The following is a 23,013-nucleotide window of genomic DNA, read 5'->3' on the forward strand; positions in this document are numbered from 1 at the left end:
CTCAAGCAGTATTAAGAAGATATAGCCATTCTTGCTTGACGGTAAGGGAATATTTTAGCAATAATCCTGACGGTGGGGAATAAATCAGATAGGAAGTCCGGAGTGAAAAAAATTAATTTTATCATCGCTGCATCTGTCATTAGCTTAAATTTGCAAGGATGCTCAAAATATCAACCAATTTATAACATTTCTCATCAAGATTTACCTCTCCTTTCTCATGCACTTACGGAACAAGAAATTGGCAATATTATCATAGAAGCAGCTAAAAACCGAGGCTGGACCTGTACTCAACGAGAACCTAATAAACTTATCTGCACGCATAAACGAGGTAGACACCATGCAACAATCGACATAAGTTTTACCCAACACGATTTTTCTATCAAGCACATAAATGCTGGACATCTTGATGCAGGCGATGATCATGTTCACCGCGTATATAATAAATGGATTAGATTATTAGAAAACACGATTTTCGAGAAATTTGAGAAGCATGCACTTTTAAAGAAAAAATAAAAAGAACAGCACAATCACATGTACATTATATCTTGTCACTGGGAAATAGACCAAAATATCCATGGTTGGCCGTATCTCAAAAATACGCCAACCATTCCGCCCTTAGTGCGACGTCGCCTAACGACGCTGGGACAGATGGCCTTCAGAGGATTTTATAGCACTAAAGAGCGCGCCAATGGCCAGGATCTACCTTGGGTTGTCTCCTCCCGACATGGGGATTATCAGCGCACCCAAAACCTATTGACGGAACTCTCAACGCAAGAGCCAATCTCCCCGACAAACTTTAGTCTCTCTGTTCACAATGCTATTGCTGGACAATTTGCCATTGCCACAGGCAACAAACAGCCTCAAACAGTTTTAGCTGCTGGGCCAAAAAGTTTTGAGCTTGGATTGCTAGAGGCATTTTGTTTGCAGCAAGAATTAGGTCAGCCTGTCGGTTATATCTATTATGACCAAGCATTACCACAACCGTATGAACCCGAACTTAGCACGGACAAGATCTGTATTGCGATGATTCTGACTGATATCGCCCCCAGAAATAAGGAACCAGCTATTCAGATAACCTATACAGCAACAACAACGCCGGCCACTGACTCTAATGTTGATGGCATCTTGGAATTGACTCATTTTATCGACAGTGACGCGCCAACCTTTAATATTCCTCTTCCATTTGGTTCGTTTTTTATGGAGCGCATCCATGGATAAATTAGCTTATTTTCTGCGTATTTGCGCCGTTGGCATTGGTTTCATGAGTTTTGGCATCGGAGGCTTTCTTTTAGGTTCGCTTATTTTTCCAGTAATTATTTTGGGGACACGCGATAAGGATAAGCGACGTCATCGCGTACGCTCAATGATCCGTGTAACTTTTAAGCTATTTTTAGGACTACTTGAATTCTTAGGTATCATTAAACTTGTGGTCCACGATTTATCAAAGCTAGATCAATTAAAGGGATGCTTAATCATTTGTAACCATCCCACACTGATTGATGTGGTTATCATTATGGCGTATATGAAAAATGTCCAATGTGTGGTCAAAAAAGAGCTGTGGTCTAGCTTTTTCCTTGGTGGCGTCGTCCGAGCTGCGGGCTATTTCCGCAATGACACGGATCCTGAATTATTTTTGGCAGAATCAAAACGCCAACTTCAAAGTGGTGAAAACATTTTAATATTCCCCGAAGGAACTCGCACAAAACCCGGTCTCCCTCTTAAATTGGTTCGTGGATTAGGGAATTTGGCATTGGCAGCGAATGCTAATATCCAATCCCTGGTTTTACGATGCAATAATGTTTTCTTAGCCAAAGGGCAAAAATGGTATCGCCCCCCGGCTAGCCGAACAACATTAGAGCTCAGTGTTGGCTCCTATTTTTCTTTGGACCAGTATGATTCAGAAATGCCAAGATCTATTAGAGTTCGTGGCCTGATGAAAGATATTCAAACTTATTATAACAGGACGTTAAATCATGAATGATTTAGAAACAAAAATTAAGCAGCTTATTATTGATTCGCTGAACCTAGAAGATATTAGCATTGACGATATTGACAGCACAGAGGCACTGTTTGTGGATGGGTTAGGTTTAGACTCCATTGATGCTTTAGAATTAGGTGTCGTCCTGCAGAAAGAATTTAATATTAAAATTAAGGTTCAGGATGATGAGATTAAAAAACATTTTTATTCAGTAAGGGCACTTGCTGAATTTGTAAGCAATCAACACTAAGAGATTCACGATGACGAAAAATGAAATTTTCAATCAAATTTCAGACTATCTTGAAGAGTACTTTGAAATTCCTCGCACTTCAATTACCCTGGAAGCAAAACTATTCGAAGAATTAGATTTGGATAGCATTGATGCTGTGGATTTAATCGTAAAGCTACAAGAATTGGCAAAGAAAAAAATCTCCCCAACTGAGTTCAAACAAGTCCGGATAGTGGGTGATGTTGTTAACAAGGTACACGATCTTGTCCACCAAGAATAAGGCAAAACTGTTACGACGACTTTGGGGCGGTATATCCCTTACTTATCCCGCTCTAATTTATCTTTATCTAAAAGAAACGTCCGTAACATCGATTATCCCCTTATTGTATCCTATGGCCATAAATTTGATGGTTGCAGGATCCTTTGGGATGAGTCTTCTATATCCACCTTCGATGATTGAACGTATAGCACGACGCATGAAGCATGATCTGGATGAGCGAGGCATTGTCTATACTCGACAGGTCACTAAAATTTGGTTTGGGTTCTGCTTAATGAATGCTGGAGTTTCCTTACTAACGGCGCTCTATGGCGATGTAAAAATATGGGCTCTCTATAATGGTTTTATTTCCTATATTTTGATGGGTAGCCTTTTTATTGTTGAATACAGTGTTCGTCAATACAGACGTCGCCATAATTTGATGTAGGTGTTGTATGGGCTCTCCCCTTCCTTTCTTACCTCTTGAGCAATTATTACCCCATCGGAGTTCTGCCGATTGGACGCATATTTTCTTAACAAACGACAGTTTTAAAAAAGACTGCGCTCGACTATATACTTATCTGACAACGATTAAACCCTCTAGAATTATCTTGCGGCAATCAGACAGAGCTGCTTTTCTTGCCTCCTTATTGGTGGCGTTTCACACCGGCACCCCAGCAGTCCTACCCCATTTACAAGCCCCTGGGGCTTTAGAAGAACTTATTCAACCAGGTGACCTGGTGATAGATGATACCTTCCGTATACCTGACACTTATGGAGAAGCCGATCTTAACCACTTTTCTGAACCAGAGACTACAACCTTATGCCTATACACGTCTGGATCCACGGGATCCCCTAAAGCTATTAGCAAAACACTACGACAATTAAATGCCGAAATTATGACTCTTAATCAGATGTGGGGGCAAACTTCTTGTCCAGCTGTCTGGTCAACGGTGCCGCATCATCATATTTACGGATTGCTTTTTTCCTTACTGTGGCCGGCCTGTGCGGGGTATAAAATTATCCCCCAAACCATTCAATTCTGGGAAGAGATTGCAAACAAGGCATCCGATAAAGATTTCTTAATTGCCAGTCCGGCTCATCTGAGCCGTATGGCAGCCATTGAGTCAGGCCCCCGCGTCCGTATTTTCTCTTCAGGGGCCCCCTTAACCTTTGATCACGCCCAAAATTGCCAAACTATTTTAGGAAGCTTACCCTATGAAATTCTGGGGAGCACAGAAACCGGTGGGATCGCCTATCGTCAGCAAGAAAACGCCAACCAACCGTGGACACCTTTTTCTGACATCACTATTAAAAGCAATAAAAACCAAAATTTGATTTTAAAATCCCCCTATCTTGCTAATGATCAATTCTATCAGACGGAAGATCGAATTGAATTACTTGAAACTGGCCAATTCAGATTGCTGGAACGTGCTGATCGTATTGTCAAAATTGAAGGCAAGCGTGTGAGCCTAACTGATATTGAAAAACGATTAACCAACCTGGAGCTAATTGATAGAGCCGTTGCCTGCGCGCTCTCTTATAAGCGTAACGAAACAGCAATTGTTGCAGTTTTATCAGAGTTGGGGAAAACAACCTATACTACACTGGGTAAAGCTAAATTCATTCGTCACTTACGCACTGAATTGTCCCACTACTTAGATCGAGTTGGGGTGCCACGTCGCTGGCGATTTGTCGACGAAATTCCAACCGACAGTCGGGGAAAAACACCAGCTTATTTAATCGCATCTCTTTTTGTTAGAGAAGACTAAGCCATGACAGAACCAGTTTTATTGCCACAAATTCTAGAAAAAACAGTTTCTGAAAATTCAGTCCAACTGGTATTGAGAATTCCTGAGAATTTGTTGTATCTTGACGGTCACTTTCCTCAAATGCCTATTTTGGCAGGCGTGGTCCAATTACACTGGGCTATACAATTTGCAAAAGATAAATTTTCAATAACAGATTTGATTGAGGATGTCTCACAAATAAAATTCAATAGCCTTATACATCCCCAAGATAAAGTGACGCTGACTCTGACACTTAATCCGGAAACGCAAACCCTGACTTATACCTATAAACTTGATGAAAAAATTTGTTCTTCCGGTCGTTTTGTGCCGATAAAAAAGTAAATTCCCATGTCGATTAAAATTTTAGCCCTCATTCCTACCTACAATCACCATAAAGCGTTGCCATCAATTATTGAGCGACTGATGCAAGTTAACATGGAAATTCTTATCGTTGATGATGGTAGCAATGAAATGACGCACCAAACATTAATCTCTTTGGCGAAACAGTATCCCCTTACGATCCTAACCTTGAAGAAAAATCAAGGAAAGGGAGCTGCTATCCATCAAGGATTACTGTGGGCTAAACAGCATGACTTTAGTCACGCCTTTCAAATCGATGCGGATGGTCAGCACAGTCTTGATAATTTACAAGGCTTTATGAATTTGTCTAGCAATAATCCGCATGCGCTGATCAGCGGGCAACCAATTTATGATGAGTCCATGCCGCTATCCCGTCGCATTGGTCGATGGTTTACCCATGTTTGGGTGTGGATTGAAACCTTGTCCTTTCGAATTACAGATAGCATGTGTGGTTTTAGAATTTACCCTATCGACTCAACGCTCAGTATCCTTAATTCTAAAAGCATTGGAACCCGGATGGATTTTGATACCCAAATCATGGTCCATCTATTTTGGCAGGGGGTGCCTGTGATCATGAGCCCTGTTCCAGTTACCTATCCCGATGACAATACATCAAACTTTGATGTCGTAAAGGATAACTGGCGCATCACCAAAATGCACACCAAACTTTTCTTCACGATGATTTTTAACCTAAAGAAAATTTTAAGCCACCGTCCCAATTACAGGGCCTTAACCTTGCAGGTAGAAAGTACTCACTGGGCTTCTCTTGAAGAACGGTCTTCCTTGATGGGAATGTTTGTGTTGGCGTATTGCTGCCGTTTTTTGGGTAAAAAACTTTGTATGGTGATTAGTACGCCGGTCATCCTTTATTATTACTGCTTTAACAAGATTCAACGCCAAGCTTCGCAAGATTTTTTAAAGCACGCCTTTCAAATGGCAGCTCGCGTCGACAAGCCAAGCTCCTTACGTCACTTCTTTTCCTTTCTTGAAATGGCGCTGGATAAGTTTGGCGCCTGGACAGGGCAGATGACGTTTGATGAAATAGTATATACATCGGCTACAACTTTTAAAGATTTAATGGCACAACCAACAGGGGGGATGCTTCTGGTATCCCATTTGGGTAACATGGAGTTTTGCCGCGCCGCCACTTCCCTAGAGCACAAAAATCGCCTGCATCTCCTTTTACACAGCAAGAATGCACAACGGTATAATCAATTCATCAAAGCCTTTAACCCGTTGTCAAATTTAAATATCATTGAAATCACCAGCATCAATCCTGCAACAATTATTTATCTGCGTGATCGCATTGCTCAGGGGGACTGGGTTATCATTGCTGGGGACCGTATTCCGCCCCATAATACACGGCGCATAACCTATGTTCCCTTTCTGGGGAGAGAAGCACCGTTTTCGCAAGGTCCCTATATTTTGGGATCTTTACTTGAATGCCCCGTTTATATGGCTACAGCAGTTCGAGACCAGGCAAAAATGTCTGTTAATCTCGAAAAATTAGCCGATAAAATTGTCCTCCCCTCCTCAAACAAAACCGACACTATAGACAGTTACGTCACTATTTTTTCAAGATACCTGGAAAAATTTAGCCTAATGTATCCGTATCAGTGGTTTAACTTCTTTAACTTTTGGAAATAGTTCCTATATACATTAGGAAGATAACAAAGAGGCCTATAACGAATATGATGACTCAAATTGTTCTCGATGCAAAACGTCCCCTTACCATAGAAGAAGCCTATGCATTATCTCGTCAAACGCTCAAAATAACACTTTCTTCCGATGAGAATTTTAAGACCTATATTCAAAAAGGGGCTGATTTTCTAAGCCACCATTTCGATAAGGAAGGTGCTATTTATGGCGTTACGACAGGCTATGGAGACAACTGTGATCGCGCTGTTCCTCTTGATTTAGTAGAAGATCTTCCTCTCAATCTGTCACGATTTCACGGTTGTGGATTGGGTGATTACTTAACCCTCTCACAAACCCGTATGGTGCTAGCAATTCGCCTCTCAACCCTTTGTCATGGCTATTCTGGCGTCAGCTTTAACTTATTGAAACGTCTAGAGTTATTATTAGACCATGATATTTTACCTGTTATTCCAAGTGAAGGGTCAGTGGGGGCGAGTGGTGACTTGACTCCCCTCTCTTATGTGGCAGCCGTTATTATGGGTGAGCGGGACGTTTGGTATAAGGGCACAAAACGATCAACAGCAGAGGTTTATGCTGAGCTTGGCATTCCAAATTATAAAATGCGCCCCAAAGAACCGTTGGCAATCATGAATGGTACCGCCGTGATGACTGCTTTGGCAGTGGAAGCCTTTAAGCGTGCTGAGTATTTAAGCCGCTTAACAATGCGCCTTACCGCCTTAACCTCGCTCGCGATTAAAGGGAATCCTCATCATTTTAATGAAGATTTATTTGCGACCAAACCCCATCCCGGCCAAATGCAGGCTGCCGCCATGATTCGCTTGGATCTGAGGCAAGCACCTTCTAGCTTTCCAGAAGGCCGACTTCAGGATCGCTATTCCACCCGCTGTGCCCCCCATATCATTGGGGTGCTCGAGGATATGCTCCCTGTTTTCAGGAACATGATTGAAATAGAAATGAATTCGGCCAATGATAATCCTTTAATTTATAACGAACAAATTCTACATGGTGGCCATTTTTATGGAGGACACATCGCCTTTGCCATGGACAGCTTAAAGAATCTTGTGGCTAACTTGGCCGATTTGCTTGATCGTCAGATGGCCGTCTTGGTGGACCCTAAGTTTAATAATGGTTTGCCTGCTAATTTATGTGGCATCAAGGGGGATCGCTTATCCATTAATCATGGTCTAAAAGCTTTACAAATCGGTGCCTCTGCTTGGACGGCTGAGGCCTTGAAACAAACCATGCCGGCCAGTGTTTTCTCCCGCTCAACAGAAAGCCATAATCAAGATAAAGTCAGCATGGGCACCATTGCCGCGCGCGATGCCCTGCGGGTGAGTCAACTCACCGAACAAGTCGCCGCAGCCCAACTGATCAGCACCCTACAAGCTTTGCGCCTTAGAGAACAAGAAGGATCACTATCCCTTGACAATTACCCGTCAGAAATTCAAAGTTTCTTAACTGGTGTTGCTCAGTATGCTCCTTTCATCGGCGAAGATCAGCCTTTAGATGACTGCTTGCGTAATCTGATCAGCGCCATCCAAACACGCCAATTTCCTCTTTATGGAGTAGGAGAATAACCAATGATTGCCTCTTTAAGTATAAAATATCCTATTAAAATTCATTACTTTGATGTGGATCCGATGAATGTTGTTTGGCATGGCAACTATGTGCGATTTATGGAAATTGCGCGCACTGCCCTTATTGCGCAAGTGGGATATGATTATGCAGCCATGGATGCGTCAGGCTATGTATGGCCAATTGTTGATATGCGAATCAAATACGTTCGTCCTCTGACGCTACAACAGGCGGTGGTCATAGAAGCCACCTTGGTCGAATATGAGAATAGAATTGTGGTGGATTACAAATTTATTGATCACGAAACGGGCAAATTACTCACCAAAGCCACCACCACTCAAGTTGCTGTGAAGATGGGTAGTACAAGCATGGATATGGTTTGTCCGGCCGATTTCGTCAATCGTGTTAAACAATATTTAGAGAGCCAAGCATGTTCAGAATAATTACAGTTTTCCTAGTAATCATAGGCTTGCTGGCTCAGGTTGCAATCTCAGGCCAAAACCAACCCCTTGACAAAATCAGTCAGACCCTAGAGCATGACGGTGTCTTAACAGCATCTTTTATCCAAAAGAAAACAATCACAGGACTGCCAAATCCGCTTGTTTCAACCGGCACCGTGACAGTACAAAATGGCAAAGGCATTGTTTGGAAAACTGAAACGCCTTTTCCTGTCACTCTATTACTCAATCAACAGGGAATTTTCCAGGTTGAGGGTACAAAGAAAACAAGTCTAGCTGGCGGGCAAAGGCGAGACAAAAACCTCCTTAACATTTTAACTAACGTTCTAAACGGTAATTTTAACACGATAACTGAATTCAAGGTGAATGTTCTTGAGATGACTGGTGATAACCATTGGAAAATTGATTTATTAGCCCAAGGCGCCATTGCCAAATTTATCACAAAAATTCAGATTGAAGGGGATCAGTTTATCCGTCAAATCTCTATTCAGCGCGCCAATAAGGATAGAGATGTTATCACCTTGGCACAGCATCAAGTTACCAAAACTCCAGCAGCTGACATAGCAAAAATCCTAAATGACTAATCGATTTGCAACCCTTCATAAATTTATGAGTCTTATCTGGGGCATGTTCGTGATAGCCCTTGCTGGGTATTGTGCCCATGGATTTATGGTTGGTGAGAAAATTAAATTTGATATCCTGGACATGTTGCCCTCCAGTCACTCAGAATCCATTCAAGAAGTTCGCCATCTTCTGGATGACACCAATATCATTCAAAAAGTTGTGATTTTTGTCGGCCATGAAACCCCTGAGATCGCTAAAACAGAAACAAAAAAATTAAAGAATTCTATAATCCAAGCAGGGCTTCCTCTGACCGAACAACCCATCCAAAGCACAGCGGAAAGCTATAAAAAACTCTTTACAGATTTGTTTCCCTACCGGTCATTCTTTTTAACCCCGGCAGATCGCCATCACGTAGAGACCGATTCTGAAGATCAATTGGTGGCCCGCGCCATTGCGGAAATTATGGCGCCTTTTAGTCCGTCCAATATTAAACAAGATCCCTTTAATCTATTTACTCATTATGTAAAGCTAAATAGTCCAACCTCCCCCTTTCACATAGATGAAGAGGGCACCTTGTTTATTACTGATGACCATAAAACGTGGTCTATCTATTTGGGCACCATAACAGCTCCCGCTTTTTCCTTAGAGGTTCAGAAAAACTTCATCGATAAACTGACGCCTATCTTGAATGAACTCGGCAAAGTTCCCAATCTTGAAATTTTAAAAACAGGTAGTATTTTCTATGCTGCTGCCGGTGCCCAGCAAGCCCAAGATGAAATTTCATTGATTGGATCCCTCTCATTTATTGGAATTGTTTTATTATTGGTTGGAATTTTTCGCAATCTATGGTCGCTTTTCTTTGCCTTTAGTGTCATTTCAACCTCAGTAATTATGGGGCTTACAGCCTGCTTAATCCTGTTTGGAAACATCCATATCTTAGCCTTGGTTTTCGGATGCTCCCTTGTCGGCATTACTGTCGATTATGCCTTGCACTATAGTTGTGCCAGCTATCAAACCTTTGCTTCTCCATTTGATGTTTTCAAGAAATTGATGCCTGCCCTTCCCTTAAGCGCCATCACCTCCGCCACCGGCTTTGCTCTTTTACTTCTCGTTCCCTTTCCGGGGGTTCAACAAATGGCTGTTTTATCATCCGTGGGTTTAATGAGCGCTCTTTTCACTGTTTTCCTGTGGGGACCTTATCTCATTCCTTCCCACAAAAAAAATATCTCAAGCTTTGGTGAATGGTGTCAAAAATATTTAACCTTAATTGCTAACCATGGGAGTACACCCACCGCCAAATCCATCTGTTTCATAATAAGTATGGTAATTCTAGTCATTGGCAGTTTTCAGCTCTCTTTTGATGATAACTTGCAAAGCTTACAGTCCCTGAATCCAGCTCTAAAACAGCAAGAAAATAAAATTAATTCCCTGATGATAACTGATTCATCTCCTAACTTTATCGCGGTTAAAGGTACGTCGTTACAAGACGTGTTAGAAAAACAAGAAAAGCTTTTGCCAGGGTTGGATTCCCTGGGCATTTCTTATCGTGCTTTAGCTGCGCTTATCCCCTCTCAAATGCGTCAAAAAAGCAACCAAGACTTGCTGAAAGAGCATTTATATACGCCCACCATTCTGGCTAAGCTAGAACAATCCCTGGGACAAAAAGGGATCAGCCAAAACAGTAATTTTGGCCTTAATGGAGCTCCCCTGGATCTTTCCCTCAGCGATCTTCCCCTGGGTTTAAAAGAGCTTGCTTATACGTCAGAATCTGGTGAGGTAACCGGTCGCATTATGCTGAGCCACATCCCCGACGAGACGGCCTTGAAAAAATTCATGAATCAACACACAGAAGCGTGTTATATTAACCCCGCCCAAGAATATTCCAATTTATTTACTCTCTACCGACAGTTAGTTATCACCTTAATAGGTCTTATTCTAGTTGGAATAGCAACGATTATAGTTATTGGCGTTAATCTTACTGCCGCGCGTCAGATTATTACTCCCCTCACGATAGCTCTTTTTGGAAGCATTGGTTTGTTGGCAATAGCCACGCCTCTCAATCTGTTTCATGCAATGGGGCTATTGCTATCACTGTGCATTGGCATCGACTATGCCCTTTTTCTCTATTGGGGAGCAGCGAAGTCGACAGCAACAAAAAATAATCTACTTTTATTATGTAATGGTCTATCATCCATAACCACCGTTTTATCCTTTGGATTATTGGCCTTTAGCCAAACAAGAGCCGTCCACAGCTTTGGGCTTAGCGTTTTTGTGGGAATTACAGTCTGTTTTATTGTAACGACAATTTTTCTAGGCGTCAGAGGAAAAAAATAAATGAATAAATTGATCCAAAGATTTTTTCTTACCAGTGCTTGTTTGATGCTATCAAACTGTTCTTCTCTTTTACCTGAGTTGAGATCAGAATTACCCTTGCAAAAACCTACTGATAAAGTGATTGAACTGGCGCCCGGCGTTCAGATGCAGCTCGCAAATGTCTGGCCTTTAAAAGGTCAGGGAACCTATTTGCAACGGATCAAAAGCTCTATTGGCCAGCAGCAGTATACCCTGACAGTTCATATTACACTTGAGCCAACCAAACTTGAATTTGTCGCCTTTAATGATATGATGGGACGTCTTTATTCTCTAAAGTGGACCCCCGATCAGACACTATGGGAAGCTTCAGATTATATTCCCGACACCATGAGGCCTGAAAATATTATTGGTGATTTTTTGTTAGTCCATCTAGAAATTGATCAACTGAAAGCCAATATAAAAGGGGCAGATGTTATTGAGCACGGCAATGAGAGAATTATTCAAACCCCGAGCGGTATTGTGCGCAAAATAACACGATTTAACCGCCAAGGAGATTTATGGCAAAAAGCAAGGATCCAAAATCCTAAAATTGGCTATAACCTTGATATTGAGACACTCCCCACACCATGATAGAGCATAATAAAATTTATTTGAATGATTTAGGTCTGGCTTGTTCTTTAGGAATAGGCAAACAGGCCATAAGCGACGCTTTATTTGCCCCTACTCTATCCTTCGAAAAGGAAGCTAATAACACGGCAAGCGAGATAGTGGCGTCAGGACGAAGCGTGGTGGTTAAACGTGTCCCCGGCTCCTTAGAGGCAATTAAATCGCCCTTTCAAAAGATGGATACGCGCACCAATCGGATTCTTAAATTAGTCCTGGATGAAATAAAAACGCCTATTAATCATGCTAAATCAATGTATGGATCGCATCGGATCGGCATTATTTTAAGCACCAGCACCAGCGGCATGCAAGAAGGGTATGAGGCCCTTACCCATTATCAACAAACCGGAACTTGGCCGGACTCTTATTGTTATCGCCAACAAGAATTTCATAGTCCAACAGATTTTGCCGCTGAATATCTGGGCATTGGCGGGCCTGCTTATACGATCTCCACTGCTTGTTCATCCAGCGGTAAAGCCTTATGTTCGGCGGCTCGCTTGATTAAGGCAAATATTTGTGATGCTGTTATTGTCGGCGGTGTTGATTCGTTGTGTGATTTAACCCTAAATGGATTTGAATCTTTGGACTTAATCGCTCAAGATTTATGCTCCCCCTTTAGTCGAAACAGGCAAGGTATTAATATTGGCGAAGGCGCTGCCGTCTTTCTTATGTCGCGTCAGCGCAGCGATATAGAATATGCAGGCGGTGGAGAAAGTTCGGATGCCTACCATATAAGTTCCCCCGCCCCAAACGGTGAGGGGGCTGAAGCAGCGATCAAAGCGGCCCTTGCTCAAGCTAATCTATCTATAGATGACATTTGTTATATCAATCTGCATGGAACCGGAACATCTACCAATGATTTATGTGAAAGTCACTGTATAAGCCGGTTATTTGGCACGACTATTCCCACAAGTTCAACCAAAGCTTTTATCGGCCACACCTTGGGTGCAGCCGGTGCTTTAGAAGCTGGATTTTTATGGTTAAGTTTACAGCAAGACCATCAAGCAACCATTCCCGCTCTGCCTCATTTATGGGATGGCGAAAGAGATCCAAGCCTGCCTCCTCTTTATTTTACAACAGCAGGCGAAAGACTAAAACCTAAGGGATCCCATTATTGCCTGATGAGCAATTCATTCGCTTTTGGCGGCAGTAATGTCAGTTTGATTTTACGTAAGGAAGTTTCCCATGATTAAGTATCAAGATCTGTGCCTGGCGGACATTCTTCCCCATAAAGCGCCCATGATCCTTTTGGATAAAGTTATTGAGTTTAGAGAAGATTTGATCCACACCTCGGTTACGATTACCAAAGAATCTCTGTTCCTAGCGAATGGCAATGTCCCTTCGTATATTGGGTTAGAATATATGGCCCAGGCTATTGCTGCGTGGAATGGTATTGTCTCGAGGCAACTCCCCCCCTCCCAGCAACGACTTGGCTTTTTATTGGGAACGCGGAAATTAAAACTTCAAAGACCTGCCTTTCCGGTAGGAATTAAACTCGATGTGTTTGGCAGGTGCAATTATACGGATGGTGAAATGGGATCTTTTGACTGCTGGATCGACCATGAGGGCACACAAGTAGCGTCGGCAACCCTAACTGTTTTTCAACCCCAATCCATAGAGTCTCTATAATGCAAAACAATGAAAAAACTATCCTTGTAACCGGTGCCAGCAAGGGAATTGGCCAAGCCATCGCCTTAGCGGCAGCTCAAGCAGGCTATACCCTTGTTATTCACTATAATCGCGATCGAGACAGCGCTCTGCAAACTCAAAGAGACATTGAGACACTTGGGGGGGAGGCACGCCTCCTTAGTTTTGATGTTAGTGACCGGGCCACCTGTCATCATATCCTTGAAGCGGATATTCAAGAATACGGCGCCTACTACGGCGCTATCTTGAATGCTGGAATTACCCGCGACAACGCTTTCCCAGCTTTGGAAGATGATGATTGGGATAAGGTTATCCATACCAATTTGGACAGTTTCTATAATGTCCTTAAACCCATTATCATGCCGATGATTCGAACCCGCAAACCGGGAAGAATTATTACGCTCTCGTCCGTTTCTGGATTGGTTGGCAACCGGGGACAAGTCAACTATAGTGCCTCCAAAGCTGGTATCATTGGCGCCACAAAAGCGCTCGCCCTTGAACTTGCAAGTCGTCATATCACCGTCAATTGTATTGCCCCCGGCGTTATTGAAACTCAAATGGTCAAAGATATTCCTTTAGACCACATTATACCTTTAATTCCTATGGGACGAATGGGCCAGCCTGCAGAGGTGGCAGCCACTGCTGTATTTCTTTTATCGGAGGCGGCTGGCTATATCACCCGCCAAGTTATTTCTGTTAGCGGAGGCCTTGTCTAATGCGTCGCGTCGTTGTCACAGGTATGGGTGGGATCACCGCCTTAGGTGAATCCTGGTCAGAAATTAAAGAAAATATGCAAAGCGGCAAAACCGCTACCCGTGTTATGCATGAATGGTCAGACCTTAAAGGAATGAACACTTGTTTGGGTGCCCCCCTCCCTGACCATTCTTTGGCAGATCGCTGGTCAAGAAAAAAAACTCGGACCATGGGACCTGTCTCCCTTTATTCTGTTTACGCGACTGAAAAAGCCTTAATCGATGCGGGTCTTCTGAATGATCCTATCCTTCAGAAAGGTAAGGTTGGCGTTGCTTATGGGTCTAGTTTTGGCAGCACGGCCCCAATGTATGACTTTGCTGAGCTTTTATTTAATAAAGATTTACACAAACTGACTTCAACCAGTTATATTCGGATGATGGGCCATACAGCCGCGGTTAATATAGGCCTTTTCTTCCAAATTAAGGGGCGCATTATTCCCACAGCAACGGCCTGCACCTCAGGAAGTTTGGCCATCGGTTATGCGGCCGAAGCTATCCGATACGGCAAGCAAGATATCGTGATTGCGGGCGGCGCCGAAGAATTATGCCCGTCCATGGCCGCTGTGTTTGATGTTCTGTATGCCACCAGTACTACCAAAGACCCCAGTCTTAGCCCCCGTCCTTATGATGCTCAAAGGGATGGACTTGTCTTAGGAGAAGGTGCCACATCCTTAATACTTGAAGATTATGACCATGCCAAAGCACGCGGAGCGACCATTTATGCAGAAATCGTTGGCTTTGCAACCAATATGGATGGCAACCATATTACGCAACCATCCCCCCATACTATTGAAACTGTTATGAAACTATCATTAGAGGATGCCCAATTATCCCCTAACGATATTGGGTTTGTCAGTGGCCATGGGACCGCAACAGAATTTGGGGATATTGTTGAATCAACAGCAACTCATGCCGTTTTTGGCAGCCACAAACCAATCCATTCCCTCAAAAGCTATTTTGGTCATACTCTGGGAACCTGTGGTGCGTTGGAATCTTGGTTGGGGATTGAAATGATGCGTGATCAATGGATTGCTCCCACGGCCAACCTTGTGACCGTCGATGAACGTTGCGCTCCGTTGCATTATATCAAAGGCACAGGGCTTCATTTAGATACAGATTATTTTATGAACAACAACTATGCTTTTGGTGGGATCAATACCAGCTTAATTTTCAAAAAAATTAATTAATTATATTTTTTTGACAAATGTTATTAAAATTTATCTAATAAAAGTAATATTTCTATAAATTGGCGCATTCCCCCCTATGAAAAAAATACTTTTAAGCCTTTGCTTCTGGTCTTCTCTCAATGCTATGGAAGGAGGTGATGGGGGGCCTTCAACGGATCCCTTTGCACGCACAGATTACGCAAAGGCTTTTGCCCCTCAAGTTTTCAAGAAATTTCTTCCCCTTCTAGAGGAAAATGGTTCTATCATTAATATGCCAGAAGATCTAATTTCTTCTGAAAATAAATCTAGTAAGTCAAAGAAATACAAACCTATTTCTAATCTTTCTGAAGAAGAATACAAAGAGCAACAAAAGCTTTTAGTGCAAGCAATTCAGCAGCAATTAACGAATGCTAAGCGTAATGCTATTTTGCGTCCCCTTTATGAAGCATTTATAATTTGTAGTGTTCAAGGGGCGAGTACAGTTGCCATGTTAACATTTATGCCACCGGATAGTGTGGGGGGTGGGTTCGGGCTTTTCAGCATGCTAAATTTAGTCGGATGGGTAGCAAAAGACGCTGGTAAAACATTATATACTTATTATAGACCAGGCAACGATCCTTTACAACGTTGGGAAAACAAGTTTAGCAAGGTTCTACCCTATATTCCTCACCAGTTATGGCCGAAAATTATTGATAAATTCGGAGCCGTTCGAATGGGGCGCTATAGCTATGCCCAAGCAACAGATTTTTTTAATATTGTATTTAATTTACCAACTATACACCGCTATCCTTATCATCCTCCTTTAACACTAGACGAGCTTGATAATAAATCGAAGGTGATCAATAAATTTATCCATAAGTTTTTTGAAGATTACAAAGACCCTGATGACCCGATCTTAGGGATTCGAGCAGCCTGCAAAACTTATTTACAAAAATTGGCTAAGGATGAAGATGGTTTTGTATGTATTCACTTGGAAGGACCCGGCGGTATAGGTAAAACCCACTTCTCTAAAAAGCTGAGTGAGCAATTAGGAATCGCTTTAGGACGAAAGATTCCGCAGCAAGAAATTACGATACGGAATATGATCCCATCCGAATTAGAAGGCGACACACAAACACCGGGTCAAATCTTATTAGCTCTTGCAGAAGTTGGCAAGAAGAAGAGCCCTTTCGGTATTTTGATATTTGATGAAGCGACTTGGTTAAATAGTGTGTTACAAGAAAGTTCCAAAAAGATATTTGAGCCTAAGTTAGGATCCTTTATTTCCCAATATTTGGATGGTTTAGAGGTCTCTTTCAAAGGATTCTTGCTGATTTTTATAAGCAATAACCCAATTGAAGATAAAGCCCTAAAATCTCGGTTTATTAATGTAAAATTCCCTAATCTAAAAAAAGAAAGTTTAATTTCTATGGCTTGTAAAAGTATAACTCAGTATACGGAAGGAACCTATTTAAGAGAAGAAGATCTAAAAAATGCTACTGAAATTACAGAAGCTTTAGAGCGCTCTACCACCATGAGAGACATTGCAATAGAATTCCCGATTGCTATTGAGAAAATTAGGGCGAAACAAGAAAGAATGAAGGAGGGGGATTAACCTCCTCCTTCCGAATGACAAGCTTGTTAAATATATTCCTGCAGAGCCACAGTAGTTATATACTGACCTGCCAATTTCTTTTTAACCAATTCATCTGCCACTTTAAAAGCTCTAACAGCATTGACGCGTCCTTGTCCAAAGATTTCTGATTTAAACTCAATACCATGATTATTATCACCCCAGAATTGATCACAAGATTGAATTAAGCAATCCTTCAACTCAACAGCATTCAATTGTGGGTAATATTTACTCATCAGCGCTAAAATCCCGGAAACATGAGGGGTCGCCATCGAAGTTCCAGACATGGAATCAAACTCATCCATTGCCACAGTTGCTATTACATTTTCGCCTGGTCCGAAGACAAAATTATCCGAAAGCTTGCCGGGCAAATTGGAAAATTGGCTAATGGTTTGGCCATCTTCTTTTAAAGAGCCAACCAATAACATCCGCCGCGCCAACGATTGATTTTTAGATAGAATCCATGCCCCATGAGTTGCCATCCAGATTCCCTTATTCCAATAGGTCAAAAAGCTGGGGTTTAGGTCATCCGTGACAAATTTTGAATCATTACCCGCCGCCATTACCAGAATACGGTCATTTTTTTCAAGTTCCTCAAGCAATCTATCAAAATCGCGCATTTTAAGCCGATTGACCAAATAATGGAAGGATGCACTAATAACCTTAGCATTGCTGCCTTTGATTCTTTTTATTAATTCATCCACCCCTTCAAACTCGACAGGCAAGACCTTAGCTCCATAAGCCACACCCTTATGAGTTCCAGATCTTTTATCTGCTGCGATCGTGCCGGCAACGTGAGTGCCATGGAGATCATCTGCTGTATATTTTTCGCCCCGCGCAGGACGTTTTATATAGCGATCTTTAATACTGAAATTAACATGGCAATTGCCAACAAAGCCACAATCCCAAACAATGACATTTGTTCCCTCTCCACTCACCCCTAAATTATGCAATTCATCCACCCCGGTTACTTTATGGGGATGCAGCGGACCGTGAAGCAAGTATGGATTCGGATCTTGGTGAACTATTGCGTCAATTTCTTTCCATTTTAAAATTTCTAACAGCTCTACCTCTAAAAATTCCTGGAAACGGTCAGAAAATTTAACTTTGCCAAAATTGGGATAAGAGTCATACTCGGAAGTACCATATTCTTGGATAAAGCGGCGAGTATAGTTAACCCAGTATTCATGCTCTCTAATTTTTTCGAATGTATAATTATACAGATCTTTTTTCTTATAAAATAGCTGACTAATGGTGGGGTACTGATAGGGATTGTACAATTTTTGCTGACTGTATAGGTATTCAGCGCGACGAACCTCTATATTAAGATCAGTCTGATCAAAATAAAACGTATTAGCTCGATATTCTGATCCTAAACGGTTGACTATTTCACTTTTAACCAACATAAAATCTCGTGCCCGATCCAAATCCATGGTGGCCAATTCTTGTTCAAAGGAAAACACTAAGGAACTACTGGTCAAGCTTAGACAGAAAAATCTCTTGAAACAAAAATGCATAATTACCCCCAAAAATTGTAATAAAAATTAATATCGGCATTACAATTTAGAAATTAAATTATACACAATTAAAAAGGCGTTAAAGAACCCGAACTTTTTGGGTTGAGACAGGCTATTTTTTCTCGGCATGCATAGGGCAACGTGGAAACTCGAGATCAGAAGAGCTTCACCTATCATCTCAAGATCCCGGCTCTTCGGCCGGGAAGAACAACTTTTTTCTGAGCAACCAAAAGGCAATCTGGAAACTTAAATTTATATGAAAGCTTCCTCATTCCGGGCTTGACCCGGAATCCATTCCTGGATCTTCATACGAGAAAGATATAGCTGTGATAAAACCACACTGTCCGTAAACTCAAGGTATAGTTTCCGGGTCGCCCTTCGGTTGCCCGGAAAGAGGAAGTTTTGTGAAGGATGGGGGGTTTACTCTTTCTCCCTCCATGCCTGACCTACACCAATCAATATTACCCGGGATATCGCCTGTCAGCTCGAGTTCCCGGCTCTTTGGCCGGGAAAAGGAGAATCTTTAATAATATTTTTTCTTAAGCAACGGCCTGGAATGGATCTAAAAACGCGAGCTGTAACTCTTGAGCGACGACAGGATGAGTAATCTGTCCTTGGTAGACATTCAATCCATTGCGAAGATGGACATCCTCCCGCAGGACTGAGACTGTACCCTTTTGAGCTAAAGCAACGATAAAGGGTAAAGTGGCATTATTTAAAGCCAAGGTAGAGGTCCGAGCCACAGCTCCCGGCATATTAGTTACACAATAATGAATAATATCATCTTCAATATACACAGGATCAGAATGGGTTGTAGGGCGACTGGATTCAAAGCAACCACCCTGATCAATAGCCACATCAACTAAAACGGACCCTTTTTTCATTTTTTCAAAAGATCGCGGCTGACCAATTTTGGTGCGGCAGCCCCTGTCACCAAGACAGCCCCTACCACCAAATCAGCTATCGTTACATACTCTTCGATCAGATCTTTGGTGGAATAGAGCGTTTGCACCCGTCCATCAAACATCCAATCCAATTCATTCAAACGGCGTGGATTTCTGTCAAAAATTGCAACTTTGGCCCCTAGGCCAACAGCCATCTTAGCCGCATTGGCACCGACCACGCCCCCGCCAATTACAACAACCCGAGCCGGCGCCACACCCGCCACACCGCCCAGCAGAACACCTCGTCCTCCCTTCCCCTTTTCCAGATAAGAAGCACCAGCTTGAATGGACATGCGTCCCGCCACCTCACTCATGGGGGCCAGCAATGGTAATCCACCAAAAATGTCAGTGACGGTTTCATAAGCAATGGCTGTACAGCCAGAGTCCAACAACCCTCGGGCTTGATCGGGATCAGGCGCTAAATGAAGAAATGTGAAGAGTGTATGATGCGGCCGCAACATTTTCCATTCAACTTCTTGCGGTTCTTTCACTTTAACAATCATCTCAGCTTTGGAAAAAACATCTTGAGCGGTCGAGAGAATTTCAGCGCCCGCCTTGCGATAATCCTCATCACTAAAATCGATCCCCGTGCCCGCCTTGGTTTCGACATACACTGTATGCCCCACTCCAACGAGTTCACGAACAGAGGAAGGTGTCATGCCCACACGATATTCATGAATTTTAATTTCTTTTGGAACACCAATTTTCATCAGCTCACTCCTTAGTATATAAAGTTTGATTTTATGTGTTTTTAGCGCGGTGATACCGGAGGCTCAGTCGATTTATTGACACCAATTCCTAAAAATCGCATTAAAGCCACCAAATCTTCTGGAGAAGAACCGATTTCATTAAAAATTTCCATCAAAGATTTGTTTTCCCACGTAATGACGCGACGCAGTATTTGAGGTGCCGGACTATGAGGCTCTAACCCTTCGAGTAAATTAGCAATATCAGACAATTGCTTATAAGCCTGTTCCCGAGATTGAATGGCAGAAGGAACCATGGGTGAACTGGGCATAACGGGGGGTGCTATGGCCGACGCCGTCGCTTCATCTAATGTTTCTTCCGGATCTGTATCAGCCATCGGCGACGGAGGGGAAATAGATAAACTTAAAGATTCATTGGTTATGTCATTTGTAGCGCGCTGTCGTGTGGCCATTTCAGCTTTATAAATACGGGTCATTTCATCCAAATGCCCCCCAAGCTCATCAAACGCTAAGGTATTATTAGGAAACTTTTGATCAACGGCCCCTTTCAACTCATGCAAGGCAGAGGTTGCTGCCGCCAAACTTTCAAGATAATTATCCCCGTCCTCGGTCGAAACTCTTGATAAAAAAGTATAGCACTGTTTAAAATTAACTTGCCCCCGCTCCTCGGCCTTTTTAATCAACCTATCGGCATTGGGTGCTCGCTTTAAAACTGAATCGAGTCGTTGAGCTGCTAACCAATCGGCCAGTGTAACCCCTTCCCCTAATTCATTGGGAACAAAAATCAATTTGACAAGACGAGCACTGAGAGATTTATCCAGCCAATCATAAAATTGAGAACGATACTCAAAATCATCATTTAGAACAGTTGGATGAATGCTGTCCCAAAAGGTCGATGTTAGCTGCGTAATTAACTCTAATCCCCGCTTCAACCCCGGTACGGCGTCCATCATAACCCAGGCTTCCGCCAACCACCCAGCTATTTGTAAATCCTTAGTTTGACCAACCAAAGCGTGACAACATAAAGATTCTACCCGCCCCCAATCCGATCGTTTGAGATCATACTGCCAAATTCCATAAGACACTGTATCGTCATCTTCCCGTCGGGCATCACGAATATCATCGTAAATACGCTCATATCTTAAAGAAACTCCGCTCGGATTCTCCCCTAAAATGGGGACAACCAATAAATCAACTGCCTTAAAGCTTTCGCGTCCAGGATTTTCTGTCATAGCATCATCCTAATTCTTTATTCCTGGTGTCGGCAATGCAAGAGCTACCAATCCTGAACAAGGAGTAGTATTAAAGGACGATTGAAGGGACAGCAGTGAGATAACTAAGGGTGCCATTGCTCATTTCCTCTTGTGTCTTTTGATTAATCTTTGCATACTAAAAATGAAACGTAAATTTTTAATTAATTTTTTTAAGGATTTTAGTATGAGTCAAGATCTTCCTTTAGTACCGGCCATCCAATGGTACGAAGGAATGTTGCTGTCACCGCAACACTTTCAGCAGCTTGAATTAAGATCTCAACAAATCTTAACATCTCACCTTAAAAGTTTGACCCCCTACCACTGGGGTATTATAGATTTGGAATTCGACAGTATCACTATTCCTACTGGCCTATTACGCACTAACCATGTCAAGGCGATCATGCCGGATGGGTTAATTGTTGATTATACGGCTAAGCCCGATGCATTACAGCTGCAGCTGGATCTGAGCCCATTTCAAGATGCCTTGATGGACCATCAGCATACCGTTTATTTGTGTATTCCTGACATGATTCAAGGATCATCCCCCCTTACTGGTGAATGGCCGCGTTATTTAGCCACAGAAGGTGATGATGTCCTTGATTATAATGCGGCAGATAATGTGATTCACATTCCGCGTCTGCAACCAAAACTATCATTAATTTTGGCTGATGCTCCTCCAGCCCGTTATACGAGCATTCCAATTGCCAAGCTTGACTATATAGACGAGGTTTATTCTCTGGCGACATATATGCCCCCTTGTTTTACCATTCCCTCTCTTAGTAGTTTAGGTGAAAAATGCGCTAAAATGTTGCGGCGGTTCCGCGAAAAAGCAGCCTTTTTATCGGAAAAATGGCAAACACAGATTGGAACACCCTTGGTCGGAGAAACCTCAGCGCAACTCAAACCCATTGTTGAAAGTTTACCCCTCTTGGAACCCTTACTTCATTCGGGAAAAGCGCATCCTCAGGAAATTCATCATATGCTGTGTGTGGTGGCGGGCAAAATGTCAACCTTACGACTAGGGCAAATCCCGCCTGTCTTCCCAAGCTATAACCATAACGAAATTCTCAACAGTTGTCTGCCGTTGCTTGAATGGTCCACCATGATTGCTGATAGTTTGGAAAAAGCGTTCAGCGTCGTGCTGTTTGCTCATCAAGAGAATTACTTCTCCGTTAAACTTCAACCTGAGATTTTGACGCAACGACTTATGGTTGGCCTCAAAAGCAACGGGGCATTGACGGAAGGGGAACTGATTGACTGGATGAAAGATGCCATCATTGTCAGTGAATCGATGTTAGAATCGGTGCGTGTGCGCCGTATCGTCGGGGCCCCCCGCAAAGTCATGGATAACAGCGAGATCAATGATCTGATGCCAGGCCGCGGTATCGTTCTATTTAGTGTTAAGACTGATAATGCATTTGTCTCAGCAAATGATCGACTCTACATCTTTAATCCAGCTGATACCCCAGATAAACGCCCCACCGAAGCTGTGCTTTATTTGCGTCATTCGGAATTGAGACGAGATGTAATCAAGCAAATTGAAGAGGCAGGAATTTAAGAAACTGGAAAG

Annotated in this window: 22 protein-coding genes and 1 pseudogene; 20 read left to right on the plus strand and 3 right to left on the minus strand. The window is 42.6% G+C overall.

The window, feature by feature from the left end:
* The first annotated feature begins 102 nt into the window (after positions 1-102).
* The 19 genes from ID47_RS05540 to ID47_RS05630 all read left to right on the plus strand — a co-directional run bounded on the left by ID47_RS05540 (position 103) and on the right by ID47_RS05630 (position 17,004).
* The gene (locus ID47_RS05540; protein WP_038464714.1) at positions 103-513 is read left to right on the plus strand and encodes a hypothetical protein; all 411 of its coding nucleotides are present in this window, start codon (positions 103-105) and stop codon (positions 511-513) included.
* An 18-nt stretch (positions 514-531) separates the two neighbouring features.
* Positions 532-1,218, plus strand: a complete 687-nt coding sequence (locus tag ID47_RS11745; protein WP_051908668.1) for a beta-ketoacyl synthase chain length factor — start codon at positions 532-534, stop codon at positions 1,216-1,218.
* Positions 1,211-1,981, plus strand: coding sequence for a lysophospholipid acyltransferase family protein (locus ID47_RS05550; RefSeq protein WP_038464716.1), 771 nt, complete (start codon positions 1,211-1,213; stop codon positions 1,979-1,981). Before ID47_RS11745 ends, ID47_RS05550 begins: the two co-directional genes overlap by 8 nt.
* Positions 1,974-2,228, plus strand: a complete 255-nt coding sequence (locus ID47_RS05555; RefSeq protein WP_038464718.1) for a phosphopantetheine-binding protein — start codon at positions 1,974-1,976, stop codon at positions 2,226-2,228. The genes ID47_RS05550 and ID47_RS05555 overlap by 8 nt, the downstream gene beginning before the upstream one ends.
* A gap of 10 nt (positions 2,229-2,238) precedes the next feature.
* The gene (locus ID47_RS05560) at positions 2,239-2,487 is read left to right on the plus strand and encodes an acyl carrier protein (protein ID WP_038464720.1); all 249 of its coding nucleotides are present in this window, start codon (positions 2,239-2,241) and stop codon (positions 2,485-2,487) included.
* A complete protein-coding gene (locus tag ID47_RS05565) occupies positions 2,471-2,911 on the plus strand; it encodes a COG4648 family protein (RefSeq protein ID WP_051908669.1) in 441 nt (146 codons plus the stop codon). The genes ID47_RS05560 and ID47_RS05565 overlap by 17 nt, the downstream gene beginning before the upstream one ends.
* Before the next feature lie 7 nt (positions 2,912-2,918).
* A complete protein-coding gene (locus ID47_RS05570; RefSeq protein WP_051908670.1) occupies positions 2,919-4,235 on the plus strand; it encodes a class I adenylate-forming enzyme family protein in 1,317 nt (438 codons plus the stop codon).
* 3 nt (positions 4,236-4,238) lie between these two features.
* Complete coding sequence (locus ID47_RS05575; RefSeq protein WP_038464722.1) at positions 4,239-4,595, plus strand: ApeI family dehydratase; 357 nt, start codon at positions 4,239-4,241, stop codon at positions 4,593-4,595.
* A gap of 6 nt (positions 4,596-4,601) precedes the next feature.
* Positions 4,602-6,260 carry a glycosyltransferase family 2 protein gene (locus ID47_RS05580; RefSeq protein ID WP_038464724.1) on the plus strand — a complete coding sequence of 553 codons (1,659 nt, stop codon included), beginning with the start codon at positions 4,602-4,604 and terminating at the stop codon, positions 6,258-6,260.
* 44 nt (positions 6,261-6,304) lie between these two features.
* Entirely contained in the window at positions 6,305-7,849 is a 1,545-nt protein-coding gene (locus ID47_RS05585; protein WP_051908671.1) for an HAL/PAL/TAL family ammonia-lyase, read from the plus strand.
* Positions 7,850-7,852: 3 nt separating this feature from the next.
* Positions 7,853-8,290: an acyl-CoA thioesterase gene (locus tag ID47_RS05590; protein ID WP_051908672.1), complete on the plus strand. Its 438-nt coding sequence runs from the start codon at positions 7,853-7,855 to the stop codon at positions 8,288-8,290.
* The gene (locus ID47_RS11750) at positions 8,278-8,889 is read left to right on the plus strand and encodes a LolA family protein (protein ID WP_051908673.1); all 612 of its coding nucleotides are present in this window, start codon (positions 8,278-8,280) and stop codon (positions 8,887-8,889) included. The genes ID47_RS05590 and ID47_RS11750 overlap by 13 nt, the downstream gene beginning before the upstream one ends.
* Entirely contained in the window at positions 8,882-11,203 is a 2,322-nt protein-coding gene (locus tag ID47_RS05600; protein WP_038464726.1) for an MMPL family transporter, read from the plus strand. The genes ID47_RS11750 and ID47_RS05600 overlap by 8 nt, the downstream gene beginning before the upstream one ends.
* Positions 11,204-11,812, plus strand: coding sequence for a DUF3261 domain-containing protein (locus ID47_RS05605; RefSeq protein WP_038464728.1), 609 nt, complete (start codon positions 11,204-11,206; stop codon positions 11,810-11,812).
* A complete protein-coding gene (locus ID47_RS05610; RefSeq protein WP_038464730.1) occupies positions 11,809-13,038 on the plus strand; it encodes a beta-ketoacyl-ACP synthase in 1,230 nt (409 codons plus the stop codon). Before ID47_RS05605 ends, ID47_RS05610 begins: the two co-directional genes overlap by 4 nt.
* A complete protein-coding gene (locus ID47_RS05615; RefSeq protein WP_038464732.1) occupies positions 13,031-13,474 on the plus strand; it encodes a hotdog family protein in 444 nt (147 codons plus the stop codon). The genes ID47_RS05610 and ID47_RS05615 overlap by 8 nt, the downstream gene beginning before the upstream one ends.
* On the plus strand, positions 13,474-14,208 hold the full coding sequence (gene fabG / locus ID47_RS05620) for a 3-oxoacyl-ACP reductase FabG (protein ID WP_038464734.1): 735 nt from the start codon (positions 13,474-13,476) through the stop codon (positions 14,206-14,208). Before ID47_RS05615 ends, fabG begins: the two co-directional genes overlap by 1 nt.
* A complete protein-coding gene (locus ID47_RS05625; RefSeq protein WP_038464736.1) occupies positions 14,208-15,431 on the plus strand; it encodes a beta-ketoacyl-ACP synthase in 1,224 nt (407 codons plus the stop codon). Before fabG ends, ID47_RS05625 begins: the two co-directional genes overlap by 1 nt.
* A gap of 76 nt (positions 15,432-15,507) precedes the next feature.
* On the plus strand, positions 15,508-17,004 hold the full coding sequence (locus ID47_RS05630) for an ATP-binding protein (RefSeq protein ID WP_038464738.1): 1,497 nt from the start codon (positions 15,508-15,510) through the stop codon (positions 17,002-17,004).
* A 26-nt stretch (positions 17,005-17,030) separates the two neighbouring features.
* Here ID47_RS05630 and ID47_RS05635 read toward each other — a convergent pair whose 3' ends face one another.
* From ID47_RS05635 to tssA, 3 genes and pseudogenes are all read right to left on the minus strand, one after another.
* Positions 17,031-18,503: a S8 family peptidase gene (locus ID47_RS05635; RefSeq protein WP_198022246.1), complete on the minus strand. Its 1,473-nt coding sequence runs from the start codon at positions 18,501-18,503 to the stop codon at positions 17,031-17,033.
* A 575-nt stretch (positions 18,504-19,078) separates the two neighbouring features.
* Positions 19,079-20,193: pseudogene (gene ald / locus ID47_RS05640) on the minus strand (alanine dehydrogenase).
* 41 nt (positions 20,194-20,234) lie between these two features.
* Positions 20,235-21,422 (minus strand): type VI secretion system protein TssA, encoded by a 1,188-nt coding sequence (tssA, locus tag ID47_RS05645; protein WP_038464742.1) that lies wholly within the window; start codon positions 21,420-21,422, stop codon positions 20,235-20,237.
* 205 nt (positions 21,423-21,627) lie between these two features.
* On the opposite strand from tssA, the gene tssK reads away from it, so the two are divergent.
* Positions 21,628-23,001: a type VI secretion system baseplate subunit TssK gene (gene tssK / locus ID47_RS05650; protein ID WP_038464744.1), complete on the plus strand. Its 1,374-nt coding sequence runs from the start codon at positions 21,628-21,630 to the stop codon at positions 22,999-23,001.
* The last annotated feature ends 12 nt before the right edge of the window (positions 23,002-23,013 follow it).

It is taken from the genome of Candidatus Paracaedibacter acanthamoebae, from assembly GCF_000742835.1.
In the GTDB taxonomy this organism is placed as follows: domain Bacteria; phylum Pseudomonadota; class Alphaproteobacteria; order Paracaedibacterales; family Paracaedibacteraceae; genus Paracaedibacter; species Paracaedibacter acanthamoebae.